The 15662-nt window shown below is 43.9% G+C and carries 17 protein-coding genes and 1 pseudogene; 13 read left to right on the plus strand and 5 right to left on the minus strand.

From position 1 onward, the window contains the following. Both CKO50_RS12280 and CKO50_RS12285 read left to right on the plus strand, forming a co-directional pair. Positions 1 to 372: integrase core domain-containing protein (locus CKO50_RS12280; RefSeq protein ID WP_141240142.1), on the plus strand; the 372-nt coding region annotated here is incomplete at its 5' end. Between the two features lie 42 nt (positions 373 to 414). After that, entirely contained in the window at positions 415 to 918 is a 504-nt protein-coding gene (locus CKO50_RS12285) for a hypothetical protein (RefSeq protein ID WP_095728390.1), read from the plus strand. A 94-nt stretch (positions 919 to 1012) separates the two neighbouring features. Here CKO50_RS12285 and CKO50_RS12290 read toward each other — a convergent pair whose 3' ends face one another. From CKO50_RS12290 to CKO50_RS12300, 3 genes are all read right to left on the minus strand, one after another. After that, positions 1013 to 1360: a RidA family protein gene (locus tag CKO50_RS12290; protein ID WP_045963633.1), complete on the minus strand. Its 348-nt coding sequence runs from the start codon at positions 1358 to 1360 to the stop codon at positions 1013 to 1015. A 176-nt stretch (positions 1361 to 1536) separates the two neighbouring features. Further along, positions 1537 to 2262 (minus strand): ABC transporter substrate-binding protein, encoded by a 726-nt coding sequence (locus CKO50_RS12295; RefSeq protein ID WP_095728391.1) that lies wholly within the window; start codon positions 2260 to 2262, stop codon positions 1537 to 1539. A gap of 19 nt (positions 2263 to 2281) precedes the next feature. After that, positions 2282 to 3022 (minus strand): ABC transporter substrate-binding protein, encoded by a 741-nt coding sequence (locus tag CKO50_RS12300; RefSeq protein ID WP_255229676.1) that lies wholly within the window; start codon positions 3020 to 3022, stop codon positions 2282 to 2284. 246 nt (positions 3023 to 3268) lie between these two features. Here CKO50_RS12300 and CKO50_RS12305 point away from each other — a divergent pair, with 246 nt between their 5' ends. The 8 genes and pseudogenes from CKO50_RS12305 to CKO50_RS24650 all read left to right on the plus strand — a co-directional run. Next, complete coding sequence (locus tag CKO50_RS12305; protein WP_176474655.1) at positions 3269 to 3943, plus strand: GntR family transcriptional regulator; 675 nt, start codon at positions 3269 to 3271, stop codon at positions 3941 to 3943. A gap of 14 nt (positions 3944 to 3957) precedes the next feature. Then, positions 3958 to 4836 carry a methylisocitrate lyase gene (gene prpB / locus CKO50_RS12310; RefSeq protein ID WP_095728393.1) on the plus strand — a complete coding sequence of 293 codons (879 nt, stop codon included), beginning with the start codon at positions 3958 to 3960 and terminating at the stop codon, positions 4834 to 4836. Positions 4837 to 4914: 78 nt separating this feature from the next. After that, the gene (prpC, locus tag CKO50_RS12315) at positions 4915 to 6036 is read left to right on the plus strand and encodes a 2-methylcitrate synthase (RefSeq protein WP_095728394.1); all 1122 of its coding nucleotides are present in this window, start codon (positions 4915 to 4917) and stop codon (positions 6034 to 6036) included. A gap of 74 nt (positions 6037 to 6110) precedes the next feature. Then, a complete protein-coding gene (acnD, locus tag CKO50_RS12320) occupies positions 6111 to 8705 on the plus strand; it encodes a Fe/S-dependent 2-methylisocitrate dehydratase AcnD (RefSeq protein ID WP_095728395.1) in 2595 nt (864 codons plus the stop codon). A gap of 2 nt (positions 8706 to 8707) precedes the next feature. Beyond that, complete coding sequence (prpF, locus tag CKO50_RS12325) at positions 8708 to 9889, plus strand: 2-methylaconitate cis-trans isomerase PrpF (RefSeq protein WP_095728396.1); 1182 nt, start codon at positions 8708 to 8710, stop codon at positions 9887 to 9889. Positions 9890 to 10026: 137 nt separating this feature from the next. Continuing rightward, positions 10027 to 10626, plus strand: coding sequence for a LysE family translocator (locus CKO50_RS12330; protein ID WP_255229677.1), 600 nt, complete (start codon positions 10027 to 10029; stop codon positions 10624 to 10626). Positions 10627 to 10785: 159 nt separating this feature from the next. After that, positions 10786 to 11316: a GNAT family N-acetyltransferase gene (locus tag CKO50_RS12335; protein WP_255229678.1), complete on the plus strand. Its 531-nt coding sequence runs from the start codon at positions 10786 to 10788 to the stop codon at positions 11314 to 11316. 24 nt (positions 11317 to 11340) lie between these two features. Beyond that, positions 11341 to 11603 (plus strand): annotated as a pseudogene (locus CKO50_RS24650) (2OG-Fe(II) oxygenase); the annotation flags it as partial. 256 nt (positions 11604 to 11859) lie between these two features. Here the strand turns inward: CKO50_RS24650 and adhP are convergent. Next, entirely contained in the window at positions 11860 to 12873 is a 1014-nt protein-coding gene (adhP, locus tag CKO50_RS12345) for an alcohol dehydrogenase AdhP (RefSeq protein WP_095728399.1), read from the minus strand. 144 nt (positions 12874 to 13017) lie between these two features. After that, entirely contained in the window at positions 13018 to 13122 is a 105-nt protein-coding gene (locus CKO50_RS25140) for a GlyGly-CTERM sorting domain-containing protein (protein ID WP_095728434.1), read from the minus strand. Between the two features lie 162 nt (positions 13123 to 13284). On the opposite strand from CKO50_RS25140, the gene CKO50_RS12355 reads away from it, so the two are divergent. From CKO50_RS12355 to CKO50_RS12365, 3 genes are all read left to right on the plus strand, one after another. Further along, positions 13285 to 14574, plus strand: coding sequence for a class I SAM-dependent methyltransferase (locus CKO50_RS12355; protein WP_095728400.1), 1290 nt, complete (start codon positions 13285 to 13287; stop codon positions 14572 to 14574). 53 nt (positions 14575 to 14627) lie between these two features. After that, positions 14628 to 14915, plus strand: a complete 288-nt coding sequence (locus CKO50_RS24655; protein ID WP_255229679.1) for a hypothetical protein — start codon at positions 14628 to 14630, stop codon at positions 14913 to 14915. A gap of 102 nt (positions 14916 to 15017) precedes the next feature. Next, entirely contained in the window at positions 15018 to 15617 is a 600-nt protein-coding gene (locus tag CKO50_RS12365) for a Crp/Fnr family transcriptional regulator (protein WP_095728401.1), read from the plus strand. Positions 15618 to 15662: the final 45 nt, after the last annotated feature.

A 15662-nucleotide genomic window follows, 5' to 3' on the forward strand; every position in this document is an offset into this window, starting at 1 on the left:
GCGATTGAGGTCGATACAAGCTTAACTTCTGAACGAGTTATTAGAACGCTACAACAAATTATTGCTTGGCGCGGTAAACCAAAGCAGATTAGAGTGGACAATGGCCCAGAATTTACTTCAACGGCACTCGAAGATTGGGCAATGAAAAATGACATCAAGTTGGAATTTATAGAGCCAGGCAGTCCTTACCAGAATGGTTTTGTGGAAAGGTTTAACCGAAGTTACCGTGAAGAAGTGCTCGATTTATACTTGTTTGAGTCGCTGCAAGAAGTACGTGAAATCACTGATGAGTGGTTAGATATTTATAATTATGAGCGACCTCATGATTCACTAGGCGATATGACACCAATTGGTTATCTTGAGGCTGCATAGAATTCTACGAAATAGCTGTACTAAATTGGGTGGAGTTACAGAATGGTCGATAAGCATAACGCGGAGAACTTTTATAAGAATCTATCGAGTGAGTTAGGCGGTGAACTTGTATCTACAGAGCCTAGTAAGACCTATTATCTTGATGAGAGGCAAACTAATCGCTTTGGCCTAATTGGATTGATCGGTACTGGTGTTGGCATTATCGTTCCATTCATTCTTGTAGCTGCTATGTTGATGGTGGCCTTGTATATAATCAGAACAAAAATGGAAGTAGTACAAATTTTTGATAAGCACGTAGAAATTAAAAAAATTCCGGGTGCTAATAAACTTTTCATTAAAAAAGACGATTTTACGCACTTTCAACACGATGAATCTGCGATCCGCTTTACCTATATCACTGACAACGGAGAGAAAAAGTCCCAAGAAATTCCTTTGATGTTTATTCAAGAGGATAAACGTCAAGAGCTTGTTGAACAGTTGCAAAGTGTTGTGCATACAAGTGCGAATTACGCCGAACAAACGATGGAAGAAGTTGCTCAGTCGTAAGTTAGCAAGCAAGATAATCACTCTCAGATTTACTTATGCAAGTCTGAGAGTGAAATTCATCGGCTTCAATTTACGCCTGGTTTATCATGGTCTGTTATAGCTCCGCAGCGACCACTGAAATCTCAACAAGCAATGCATCACGAGCCATGCTCGCTTCTACACAAGCGCGAGCTGGTGCATAACCTTCAGGCACCCATGCATCCCACACTTCGTTCATTTCTGCAAAATATTTCATGTCTTTAATATAAATTGTCGCAGAAAGAATGTGTTTACGGTCGCTACCTGCTTGAATAAGTAGCTCATCAACTTTCTCAAGCATGGTTTCAGTTTGTTCCTTAATTCCTTGCTCGGCGTCCTTACACACTTGGCCACATAAATAAATAGTACCATTATGTTTTACAATACGGCTCATTCGTTGTTTGGTGTCAATTCGTTCAATCACTGTTTTTCCTTTCAAATCGTTACTGTAATCGGCAGGTTTAGGCTGAAATGTTATCTCTTTTTAATAAGATGAGCTACTTGCTTGGTATTGGCTTTTATGAAAAGTAACGACGGTTAAGTGCTCTAATACAAGGTAAGATACGTGAGAGTATTTTGAATTAAAGCAATTGGGTTTAGCTAGGGCTCTAATACCTTACGGTAAGCTTCTGTTTTACTTATCTTAGTAAATGCACTACGTAGTTTCTCAACGATGGCTAAAGGAAGCTGGTTATTCGTTGCAAGGTAACCTTTTACTGAGAGTGCTTCCACATCGTATAAAAAGGCAAAGTGGTCGGCTGGAAGGTTAAGCTCCGCGGCCATAGTTTTGATATAACGCGGGTCATCAATCACTAAATCAACACGATTTGCGACGAGTAATTCATATGACTTTTCGATGTCGCTGGTTTGAACAAAGTTAAACCCAAGTGCTTTTAGTGTGCCTTCTGCGATATCACCACGCTGAACCGCTATTTTGTATTGTTTGGCATCCTCAAGTGATTGGATTTTAATGTCCTCACGGTAGCGATTGGTAACAAACCCTAAATGAAATACGGCAACAGGGCCAATCCAATGAAAACTGTCTTCTCTCGCCGGGGTCTTTGCGATGCTATAAATTAAGGTATATTTGTCATGCTGTGCTAATTTAAAAGCTCTAGCCCAAGGGTAAATTGAAAACTGTCCCTCGAGCTCAGCTGCTTTTAAAATCGCTTTGACCAGATCAGTACTTGAGCCTGCAACTTGGTGGTTTTCTATGGTTTGATTGGGTGGAGAAAGTTCCGTAACAATCTGTAATTTCGCCCATAACGGCAACGGGCTAATCAGCAAAATAAACAGTAGTAGACGTCCAACAACAGCATTCGTCATTACCAAACAACTCCACACGTTAATGCGTTAATCTATATTTAGCATAGATGGATTTTATTTTTCCGTCATTAACCATTCGTCGCAAGGCGATATTTATTTCCGTTTGTAACTCAGTTAGATGAGGCTGCAAGCGCATATGTACGGGTAATCGGCTTATTTCATAGCAAGACTGAAATTTGCGATACTTTGGTTGTTGTGAAATATAGTAGTCTGCTGTCACCGAACCAATCATGATGTAGTCTAAACGCTCATGTTCAAGCTGTGCTAGCAGTTCTTTCTCCGATACATTTTCATAAACCACTATCTTGCCTTCGCCTAAGTGCGCTTCAAAATTATCGTAACGATATCCTCTTACTTTGCCGACTAACGCGCCATAGAACTGCTCGGGCTCATGCTTGCCTACACAGCGAGATTGATACCCAAGCAGCACCTCCGTTGAGAAAGCATAGTCGATGCTATAGATCCCAGGGACGTCCGCTTCAGCCCGCCACGCTTTATTGATCCCAGGTTCAATATCTATTTTTCCTTGGCCGAAATAGCGCTGTCCTCTGGCGACAGAGAGCGGCATAAACTCAAATTGGTGTGAAGTCAGTTTTGCCAACTCTTGAAAAATGTCGACAAAAATACCCTTGGGTTTTCCCTGCTCTTCAAAATAGTAGGGAGGATTGGCACCGTGATAGACTAATACGGTATAGGTGTTCGCCTGCGCTAATCCGGTAACTAACAACAGGGTAAGCATTACTAATTGAAAACACCGCATCGCAATCTTCAGGCTAAAGTAAAGGTATCTTCATAATATGCATGATTTTTGGGCGATGCAATTAATCCTTTCCTGATACCGTATCGAGATAAATACATCAGGCTGATTATTTGTCACAAGCTATAAATATGGTGAATACTACCTATATTGAAAATTGTCGACAATTTGTGGCGAGGCTGGTTGACGTGCGCGTCAACCAGCACTATATTGTCTACAACTTAAATTACAAAGACTGGCTAACTAATGATGAGCTTTTTTGACGAGCAAGCGGTTACTTCTTCTGATAAAGCATTCTTTCGTATGCGTAAGGAAATTGTAGAAGGGGAAATAGCGGCAGGTTCTAAGCTCAGCGAAATGGAATTGTCGACAAAGTATGAAGTCAGCAGAGCGGTTGTTCGTGAGGCAATTAACCGCTTGGAGTCATGTCACCTTGTTGAGCGTAAAGCTAACGTAGGGGCGCGCGTTGTTACTCTCACACCGGAAGGGTTAATGGAGCTTTATCAGATCCGCGAAGCACTCGAAGGTATGGCGGCAAGGCTTGCAGCGCAGCACATGACTGACACTGAAATTCAAGACTTAGAAGGTTTGTTGTCGAGTCAATTCGATGAAGTCAAAAACCAACATTCTTATTATCAAGAAGCGGGCGATCTCGATTTTCATTACCGCATTATTCTTGGCAGTAAAAATGCGAGTCTTATCTCTATGCTAGTCAATGGACTTTACCACTTGGTACGTATGTATCGTGTGCAGTTAGGGATGGCCGGTCCCCGCGTCACCACGGCATTTGACGAGCATAAACATATCGTTCGGGCGATCAGTAACCGCGACCCAGAACTGGCAGAAATACTGATGCGTCGACATATTCAATATTCTAAAAATAATATCGCAACCAAGTTAGCAAGCAATCAATCACACTTTTAAGAGAGAACATCATCATGAGCGCAGGAAAAAAATTTCGTGAAGCACTAAAAGTCAATAAACCGCTTCAAATCGTCGGCACTATCAATGCATATAGCGCGATGATGGCAAAGAAAATCGGTCATCAAGCTATCTATCTTTCTGGTGGTGGCGTCGCTAATGCATCTTATGGTTTACCTGACTTAGGAATGACATCTCTAAATGATGTAATTGCAGATGTAAGTCGCATTACCTCGGCTTGTGATCTACCTTTAATGGTCGACATTGATACTGGATGGGGCGGCGCTTTCAATATTGCAAAAACCATCCGAGATATGGAAAAAGCAGGTGCCGCTGCAGTACATATGGAAGATCAAGTAGCGCAAAAACGCTGTGGTCACCGTCCAAATAAAGAAATCGTGTCGACCGAAGAAATGGTTGACCGTATTAAAGCAGCAGTTGATGCGCGCACCGATCCTGACTTTTTCATTATGGCAAGAACAGATTCGTTTGCACAAGAAGGGCTAGAAGCGGCAATTGAGCGTGCAAAAGCCTATGTCGCGGCAGGCGCTGATGGCATTTTTGCAGAAGCGGTACAAACTGAAGAACACTATCGCGCATTCAGCGAAGCACTTGATGTGCCCATCCTCGCGAATATCACTGAGTTTGGTAAGACAGAACTTTGGAACAAAGCTGAGCTGGGTGAGTGGGGCGTAGATATGGTGCTTTACCCATTGAGTGCGTTCAGAGCGATGAACAAAGCGGCGGAGCTGGTGTATCAGTCTATTTTAGAAAATGGGGACCAGAAAGCGGTACTCGATACCATGCAAACCCGAATGGATTTGTATGATTACCTTGGCTATCACGATTATGAGCAAAAGCTCGATGCATTATTCGCCGAAGGTAAAAATAAGTAAAAAATTAAAGCTGTTGAGGGTTGCTCAGCAGCACAAAATATCAATACCCAGCAGGTAAAAAATTCAGGAGACAATAATATGGCTAAAGTACTAAGTGGCGCGGGCCTTCGTGGTCAAGTGGCAGGAAAAACAGCACTCTCAACGGTAGGTAAGTCGGGCTCAGGTTTGACTTATCGCGGCTACGATGTAAAGGATCTAGCTGAAAATTGTCAGTTTGAAGAGGTAGCTCACCTTATCCTTAAAGGTAACTTACCAAATCAAGCTGAACTAGACGCTTATAAAAGCGAGCTAAAAGCGATGCGCGGTTTGCCGCAGGCGTTAAAAGAGGTATTAGAACGTATTCCTGCTGATGCACACCCAATGGACGTATTACGTACGGGTTGTTCAATGCTTGGCAATCTTGAAGGTGAAGCAAGCTTTGATGAGCAAGGTAAAGTAACCGATCGCATGCTGGCAAGTTTCCCAAGCATTATTTGTTATTGGTATCGCTTTAGCCATGATGGCGTTCGTATCGATGTAGAGACGGATGACGATTCAATCGGTGCACATTTCTTACACTTATTGCACGGCGAAAAACCAAGTGAGCTATATGAGCGTGTGATGCACGTATCACTTATCCTTTATGCAGAGCATGAGTTTAACGCATCAACCTTTACAGCGCGTGTTTGTGCCTCAACGCTTTCTGACATGCACTCATGTATTACTGGTGCGATTGGTTCTCTACGTGGTCCACTTCACGGTGGCGCAAACGAAGCGGCAATGGAAATGATTGAGCGCTTTGAATCTGCGGATCACGCAGAGCAAGAAATGATGGGTATGCTTGAGCGTAAAGAAAAGATCATGGGCTTTGGTCACGCTATCTATTCAGAATGTGACCCTCGTAACGAAATCATCAAACGTTGGTCTGAAAAACTAGCAGCAGATGTGGGTGACACGGTACTTTACCCTGTGTCTGTACGCTGTGAAGAAGTCATGTGGCGCGAGAAAAAACTATTCTGTAATGCCGATTTCTTCCATGCATCAGCTTATAACTTCATGAAGATCCCAACTAAATTGTTCACACCAATCTTTGTTATGTCACGCTTAACAGGTTGGGCTGCACACGTTATGGAGCAGCGCGCAGATAACCGTATCATTCGTCCATCGGCGGAATACACTGGTGAGGAGCTACGCCCAGTTCCTGCCATTTCTGAGCGTTAATCGAACACTGTTCGAACCTATTCTGGCGGTCACCATGGCCGCCTGTTCTCCGTCACAGATTGTTGGAAGTTGTTATGAATACTCAATTCCGTAAACGTTTACCTGATTCTGAGCTTTGCTATTACGATACAAAAGAAGCGGTAGAAGCTATTAAACCAGGTAGCTACGAGACTTTACCTTATACTTCACGCGTTCTTGCTGAAAACTTAGTACGCCGCGCTGAGCCTGAAAAACTCAATGATTATCTTGAACAGATCATCGAGCGTCGTCGCGATTTGGACTTCCCGTGGTTTCCTGCTCGCGTGGTTTGCCATGATATTTTGGGCCAAACAGCACTAGTCGACCTTGCGGGTTTACGTGATGCTATCGCTGAAAAAGGCGGCGATCCGGCTAAAGTCAACCCAGTCGTACCGACTCAACTGATTGTGGATCACAGCTTGGCTGTAGAGCACGCCGGTTATGAAGAAGATGCATTTGAGAAAAACCGCGCGATTGAAGACCGTCGAAATGACGACCGTTTTCACTTTATCAACTGGACCAAAACGGCATTTAAAAACGTTGATGTGATCCCGCCAGGCAACGGTATTTTGCACCAAATCAATTTGGAAAAAATGTCGCCAGTTATTCAAGCGCGCGACGGTGTTGCTTTCCCTGATACGCTTGTTGGCACCGACAGCCACACGCCACACGTTGATGCACTCGGTGTTATTGCCGTTGGTGTGGGTGGCCTTGAAGCAGAAAGCGTGATGCTTGGCCGTGCTTCATACATGCGATTGCCGGATATTGTTGGTGTTGAAATCATTGGCAAACGCCAACCAGGGATCACCGCAACGGATATCGTCCTGGCGATCACTGAGTTTTTGCGTAAAGAACGGGTAGTTTCTAGCTACTTAGAATTCTTTGGTGAAGGTACGCAAGATCTTAATTTAGGTGACCGTGCGACAATTTCAAACATGACACCAGAGTATGGTGCAACCGCGGCCATGTTCTACATCGATGAGCAAACCATTGATTACTTGAAGCTCACCGGCCGTGATGACGAGCAAATCAAGTTGGTGGAAAAATACGCTAAGCTAACAGGGCTTTGGGCTGATTCTTTACAAAACGTACAGTACGAGCGTGTACTTAAGTTCGATTTGTCGACGGTGACGCGTAATATTGCCGGTCCTTCAAATCCCCATCGCCGAGTTGCAACTAACGACCTTGCTAATCAAGGTATCGTTAAAGAGATTGAAGCGCCAAAAGATGGCTTGATGCCAGATGGCGCGGTGATCATCGCTGCTATCACCAGCTGTACGAATACCAGTAATCCACGCAACGTAGTTGCTGCTGGCTTGCTCGCACGTAATGCCAATAAATTAGGTCTTGCTCGTAAACCTTGGGTGAAAACGTCTTTTGCACCGGGATCAAAAGCGGTACGTTCTTATATGGAAGAGGCAAAGCTCCTACCTGAGCTTGAACAGCTCGGTTTTGGTGTTGTAGCCTTTGCTTGTACGACTTGTAATGGCATGAGTGGCGCACTTGATCCAAAAATTCAACAAGAAGTGATTGACCGTGATTTATACTCAACGGCAGTGTTATCGGGTAACCGTAACTTTGACGGTCGAATTCACCCTTACGCAAAACAAGCCTTCTTAGCTTCACCACCGTTGGTTGTGGCTTATGCAATTGCAGGCACCGTGCGCTTTGATATTGAAAATGGTGTTTTAGGTCGCGATCAAGAGGGCAATCCGGTCACGCTTAAAGATATCTGGCCAAGCGATGAAGAAATCGATGCGGTGATCAAAGAAAGTGTTAAACCAGAGCAGTTCCGCGCCGTTTATGAGCCAATGTTTGACCTCACGGTAGACTATGGTGAAGACAACGACCCACTTTATCAGTGGCGTCCAACGAGTACCTATATTCGTCGCCCTCCTTATTGGGAAGGGGCACTCGCGAGCGAGCGTACCATGAGAGGCATGCGTCCATTAGCGATTTTAGGTGACAACATCACGACTGACCATTTATCGCCATCGAATGCGATTTTAGCAAGCAGTGCGGCGGGTGAATATCTGGCCAAAATGGGCTTACCAGAGGAAGATTTCAACTCATACGCGACACACCGAGGTGATCACTTAACGGCGCAGCGTGCGACATTCGCCAACCCCAAACTGTTAAACGAAATGGTGGTAGAAAACGGTGAAGTAGTACAAGGGTCACTGGCGCGTGTTGAGCCTGAAGGCAAAGTCACCAGAATGTGGGAAGCCATCGAAACCTATATGGAGCGTAAACAACCGCTGATCATCGTTGCTGGCGCAGATTACGGCCAAGGTTCGTCTCGTGACTGGGCTGCAAAAGGTGTTCGATTAGCTGGAGTTGAAGTTATCGCAGCGGAAGGCTTTGAACGTATTCACCGTACCAACTTAATCGGTATGGGAGTATTACCGCTTGAGTTTAAAGCGGGCACGACCCGTAAAACGCTTGAACTTGACGGTACAGAAACCTATGACGTTGAGGGTGAACCGGCACCAGGCGCTACTTTAACTCTTGTGATTAATCGTCAAAGTGGTGAGCGTGTAGAGGTGCCTGTGACTTGTCGATTAGATACCTTTGAAGAAGTATCTATTTACTCTGCTGGCGGCGTGTTACAACGCTTTGCTCAAGACTTCCTCGAAGCGGAAGGCGTATAAACATGAGTCAATTTAAGCCGCAAATTAAAATTCCCGCCACTTATATGCGTGGCGGCACCTCTAAAGGGGTGTTCTTTAATTTAACAGATTTACCCGAGTACGCGCAGCAACCGGGTGAAGCGCGAGATAACTTGCTGCTACGTGTGATTGGCAGCCCAGATCCCTATGGTAAACATACCGATGGCATGGGCGGTGCAACTTCCAGTACCAGTAAAACGGTGATCTTAAGTAAAAGCGACAAAGCCGACCATGACGTGAATTATCTTTTTGGTCAGGTTGCTATCGACAAACCATTTATTGATTGGAGCGGAAACTGTGGCAATTTAACTGCTGCGGTGGGCGCATTTGCAATCAGCAATGGCTTAGTCGACGCGAATAAAGTGCCAGTGAACGGTGTTGCTGTCGTTAAAATCTGGCAGGCAAATATTAGCAAAACCATAGTGGCGCATGTTCCAATCAGAAATGGAGAAGTGCAAGAGACGGGCGACTTTGAACTGGATGGCGTAACTTTCCCAGCAGCAGAAGTGGTGGTTGAGTTTATGGATCCAAGCGACCCAGATGTTGATATGTTTCCGTCGGGCAATCTCGTCGATACGTTAACTGTGCCTGATGAAGGCACCTTTGAAGTGACCATGATAAGTGCCGGGATCCCAACGCTTTTCTTCCGTGCTTCTGATTTAGGTTATGAAGGTACAGAGTTACAAGATGCGATTAATGGAGACTCAGCTGCACTAGAGCGATTTGAAAAGATCCGTGCTTATGGCGCAGTTAAAATGGGTTTAATAGGTCATATTGACGAAGCGAAAGTTCGCCAACATACCCCAAAAATTGCCTTCGTTGCACCTGCTAAATCTTATGCAGCATCGAGCGGTAAAGCAGTGGAAGCCAATACCATCGACTTAAACGTTCGCGCCTTATCTATGGGTAAGTTGCACCATGCGATGATGGGAACTGCTGCTGTGGCGATAGCAACCGCGGCGGCAATTTCTGGCACCCTAGTTAACGAAGCAGCAGGTGGCGGTGATCTTAATTCCGTGACTTTTGGACACCCATCAGGCACCTTAAAAGTTGGCGCGGAAGCACTGCAGGAGTCTGGCCGCTGGCAAGCCAAAAAAGCCGTCATGAGCCGCAGCGCTCGCGTGCTAATGGAAGGCCGAGNTCCCAGAGGCGTAGCGCCATACTAAATTAAAGGCTCTGTTCTCAAGAGCCTTATTCTCTACATAATAAAACTCCCGAGTTGTTGCTTGGTCTTGAAGGTGTGCCTGCCATTCGGCTTCTTCTTTGATTTCCACCATGCAGACTTGTAATTCATAAGGACGATATGATGTTTGAAGCTTTACTTTCTGTGGCAATCACAACCGCGGTGTTACTTGGCTCACCCGGTCCCGCGCCACTAGCACTGGCTGCGACGGGGGCGAGTCAAGGTGTTAAAAAAGGTTTCCCGTTTTTAGCTGGTATTTTGGCAGGATTGCTTGTCGCGGTGATCTTCGCAGCCACTGGGGTTGCAGGGTTACTGGTGAGTCAGCCCCAAGTGACGCTCGTGCTTAAATGGCTTGCAGCCGCCTACTTAATTTACGTCGCCTATAAAATTGCAGCAAATAACGCTGCACTTGGCAGTGCAGGTGTGCAGCTACCGAGCTTTAAAGATGGGTTTATTCTTAACCTCCTCAATCCCAAAGCCTATGCGGCTTGTATCGCTATTTTTGCGACGGCTTCGGTGCCAGCAAGTTCAAACCTAGTTGCTACGCTACTTGCCGCTAGCGTGTGCTACGTGGTGGCGATAGGGGTTGACACGATGTGGTTGGTATTAGGTGGTGTGATTTTTAAAACACTGAATGATGAGACTGTACTCAAGCGGATCCGAGTTGGTTTTGCGTTGACTTTGGTTGTGCTTGTTCTTTACGGCTTATTTGTTGTTTGAGTTTAATGGGAAGTCACAGGCATAGCTTTTAGACTTGAATAGGTGTGATAATTTGAGTCACGCATTAGTCACTCAGAAAAGCCAATAATCGTCCCATCAGGTGAAAGTAACGTCCCCATAAGTGATATCCGTGTTGAATTTTCGGACTCAGCGTTTGCTTTGAGAACGTTAAGAGCGGGTGAATATCAACGATTGGAGGGTCTGTTTTCGCTCAGGTATGGTGATGAATATGAGGCTCAAGAATTATTACAGTTACGACAACAAAGAGTGCTAGTACCTTTTTTACAAGCAGCTGAAGATAAATCAAAGCACTGTATTTGTGTTCGACAAACTCAAACGCGCGAAATGCTTGGCATGATCTTAATTACAGTCGATGACTCAGCGGCCAAAAAAGTATTGGTAGAAGAGAGTTGGGTTATCCACGATACTCTGTTCGACAAGGTGTTTGGTTTATTCGTGACAGAGTATTTGAATACGCTAGGCTTCGCTTTGGTTGAATTTAGAGTCAACGAGCGTAATGATTTAGTACGCCGGTTGGTTGAGCAACTTGGTGCGCACTTTGATGGCATATTACGTCGCGCAGGTGTTTATCGGAACGAGTGCTTCAACCTTGCTGTGTACTCTATTTCTCAGGAAGAGTGGCAGTGTGTTGTTCCTCTGTATTCTATTTACAAAGCGCTGCCGCAATAATAATGAAGCTTAGAGTGTGCATTGATGGAAAGTAAACCAACGTATGTTCGTTGGCAACTTGGCAGGCAACAGTCGGGTTATCAAAAATGTTACTCGTAACCGCGATGTGGCCAGTTAAGTTTGATATGTATTTACTGAAGTTTCCGACTGGATGCGAAGTACCACCGCACACCGATAAAGTCGTTTCAGGGAAACATTTCAGGCTAAATATTGTGTTAAAGCGGGCGAAGTTAGGCGGTGAATTTAAGTGTAAAGATCCGCTCTATAGCAGTAGTCGCATTAAACTTTTGAACCTGAACTTGGGATAAGAAGTGAGTTAATTCACTAAAGTACCTAAGTTCAAAAGCGTAATATCACTCCAGCCAGAAGTTATTTCTTAATACAAGGTAAATTTGTGCGTCAATAGCTGGCCTATTGCAAGCAAATCTAATGCAGTAGTAAGGGATAACAGCTGCAAGAGAACAACTTGCTCTTGGCTTTTGTCACTTTGCCGAAGTAAGAAAGCAGCCAAATGGTTATCAAGTATTTGGCTGCTTGATGGGTCTAGTCGAAAGTAAGTACGATTCTGCCGTTAATGTCGCTATTGAGCATATCGTCAAATATATCGTTGATTTGCTCAAGTGGTTTGGTTTCAATAATGGCCTTTACTTTGCCCTCAGCGGCAAACTGCAAGCATTCAGTGAGGTCTTGACGGGTACCAACGATGCTACCAACAACACTAATACCTTTAAGAACGGTATCAAAGATAGGAATAGGCATTTCCTCCGGTGGTAGACCAACGAGTACGCAAGTACCACCTCGCTTCACGCTGTTAAATGACGTCGTAAATGCTGGTTTTGAGACCGCGGTACAAACTACGGCTTGGACTCCACCTAGCTTATTTTGCATCAACTTTGCGGGATCGTTGTGCTTAAAGTCGATACATAAATCGGCGCCAAGATCTTTTGCCAGTGCTAACTTTGATTCGCCAGTGTCAACCGCAACTACATTCAGCCCCATTGCTTTGGCGTATTGCACTGCTAAGTGACCAAGGCCCCCTACACCAATAATGGCAACCCATTCACCGGGTTTGGCTTTCGATACTTTTAGTGCTTTATAGGTGGTGACGCCCGCGCAGAATAGAGGTGCGGCATCGACAAATGACAAGCCTTCGGGGATTTTTACCACGTAGTTGGCATCGGCTTTACAGTACTGTGCGTAACCGCCGTCGACGGAATAGCCACTATTTAACTGCTCTGGGCATAAGTTTTCGTCGCCTTTTAGGCAGTGTTCACAATGACCGCAGGCGCTATGAAGCCAAGGTACACCCACTCTATCACCAACGGCTAGGTGTTTAACATCGTCTGCTTTTGCGATAACAATACCCACACCTTCGTGACCAGGCACTAGTGGTAATTTAGGCTTAACTGGCCAGTCACCATGGCAGGCGTGTAAGTCGGTGTGACAAACACCACAGGCGGCTATTTCAACGATGACCGATCCTTGAGTAAGTTGCGGTTTCTCAATTTCTTGAATTTCTAACGGTTGTTTAAATTGGTGCACTAACGCTGCTTTCATCTTTTTGCTCCTTGATTGAATCGATAGTAGCTTAGCAGCTATAACTAGAAACAATTTGATCCGAAACAATGAATAAGATGAGAGTAAACAAAAATGGCGAACACAATGCTCACATATCATTAATTAGTTATAAAAAGTAAGTAATTACTTTCTTCTACGCAACAGCGTAAGTGGTGCAGCTAATAATAACCAAAATAATGAACCACTAGAAGATTTTGGTGTTGGATCAGGTGTAGGTGCTGTCGAAATGGTGAATTAAGCGCTACTTTATATTGTTGATTCAAACTAGAAAAATGATCACGGTGAGTTGATTTAAGGTTTTTATTGCAAATATATACACTCTATCTTTAAATGATACTTTAATAAGAATAAGTACTTAACACGACAGCGTCTTATATCATGGGAAAGCATATGGATCTAAATAGCTTTAAAAGCAGGTGTTTAACAGGAATTTTTGCTGCAAATAAGGAATCTCCTGAACTGACAACGTTGTTTGATGAGTTCATCAAATTCTTTGGTAAATTGAGTGGCGTTGATACTCGGTTTGATATGAATGATTGGAGTAGTGTTCATACTGAATATGGTGTTGCTATTTCTCCTGTGCAGGCAGCTAAATGCTCTCAAGAACTGCGGCGCAGTTTGATTTTTATGCAAGGTGTAAAAGCAGCTATCGAAGATAAACTGAGTGAAGGTTTATCCGAAGTTCATATTTTATATGCGGGCACAGGCCCTTACGCCACGCTACTGCTTCCATTGTTAGCACTACATCCCAGCCTTCCTATAAGAGCTACTCTAATTGATATACACCCAGAAAATGTCGTCGCAGTGAAAAAATTAATTGATACTTTTGATGTCGAGCACTGCATCGAGCGGTTGATTTGTTGTGATGCATTAAAATGGCAGGATGAAGAAAAATGTAGCTTTGATATCGTGATTTCCGAGACGATGACGGCACTACTAAAAAGAGAGCCACAAGTTTGGATCTTCAAGCATCTATTTCCCTACCTCAAAGAAGACGGTATTTTGATCCCTGAGTCTATCGCGTTATCGGCAACATTAAATAGAAAAGGGAAGCAAATACACGTTGGAGAATTTTTTAACTTACAGAAATCTTCGGTACAGAAGCTCAGCCGTGGTGACGATACGCTATTACGTGGGGAGTTGATTATCCCAGATAGCCATCAGCCTGGAGATGGCTTTAAGTTGCAAACGGATATTATAGTTTATGGTCATTATGTGCTTGGTGAAAATGAATGCAGCCTCAATATTCCTTTCACTATTCCATGTGAAGCGACAAATTTGTCTGCTGGTGCTATTGTCAAATATGAGTACACCAATTATGAGTCTCCTGAGTTCGTATTTGATTTCCCAGCATCGCCGCGTTTTGTGCAAGATAATCACCTTGCACCCATAGATGAACAGGGGAAGCTTGGACTTGTTGGAATAAAAAGTGCTTTTCAGCATTCTCAGCTCATCAAGTATGGTAAGAATGTGGCAATGCCTGAAAATATTTGGTTATGTCAGCAAGCTTTATGTGAGGCTTGTGATATATCACTCCAAGATTGGCTATCGCAACTTTATCAGTCAGCTACATTAGAATTTTTTGAAGCATGGCTGATCGAGCAAGAATCGAGGTTACAGGATAACCTTTTCATTAATGAACTTAATTCAAAACTCTTACTTAACTACAAAAGCGAATGAGATGCCCACATTATTTCAAGGGGTTTTTTACACGACTTCCAGCTTTGAGCAAAATGAATAATGCGGATGATAATAAGGAGTTTATCTTGAGTAATTCGCTGCTTGCTCATCAGCGGTTATTTTCTGAACCCAACATACACTATTTAACAATCCAATCAGGCAGTGAAATAGTTGGCTTTATTATTTTAGTTGTTGAAGCAGAGCTGAAAAGTGTGAATTTCGCCGTATTGTGGTTGCTAAAAAGGATTGGGAATAAGACAAGTAGCGATAAAACTGATGGAAAAATACGTGTTAGAGAAGTTGCGTATAACGCACATTTGGCTAGATGTATTTGCAGCTAATACGCGAGCGAAGCACATATAGTAGGAGTTTGGAGATCAGCAGCTCGATGCGATGCCTTATGACAATAAAATCCTGTTACTATTCGAAAAGCACTTACACTAATGTCTAAATCAAATAACGAAAATTATCAAAAATGGTTAGCTGTATACGGGCGGCTAGTTGACTTCTCACTTGAGGATTGGCTACTTATGGCTCCGCATATTAAAATCGGTCATATCACAGCCGATACGATGCTATTCGAACAAGGTGAGAAAACCTCGAGTGTTTACTTCTTATTAGATGGATATGGACGTTATTTTTACCTAGATGAAAAGGGTAATGAACGGAATAAATCTCTGCTACAAAAGGGCGGGGCATTCTCATGTTTATCTTGTTACCTGGAAGCAAAGCCGAGTCCATTTTCAACGCAAGCGCTAACAGACTGTGTTATTGCCGAAATTCGCTATGCTGACTTAGTCACTGTATCTGAGCAAAACCTCAACTGGGGGCGGTTTGTACGCAAAATTTATGAACAGTTGGCGCTTAAAAAAGAGAAACGCGAAGCGGCGTTACTCCAGTTAAGTGCAAAGGAAAGGTACTTACGCTTTACCACAGAAAATCAAGCATTAAGCCGCTCGATTGCATTGCGCCATATCGCGATGTATCTCGGGATCACTGATGTATCGCTGTCGAGAATTAGAAAAGAGCTTGGCTTAACATAGGTTAAGGCGCAGCAACAGAATTCGCATTACCTTATCTCTACATTT

It is taken from the genome of Pseudoalteromonas sp. HM-SA03, from assembly GCF_002289345.1.
Taxonomy (GTDB): domain Bacteria; phylum Pseudomonadota; class Gammaproteobacteria; order Enterobacterales; family Alteromonadaceae; genus Pseudoalteromonas.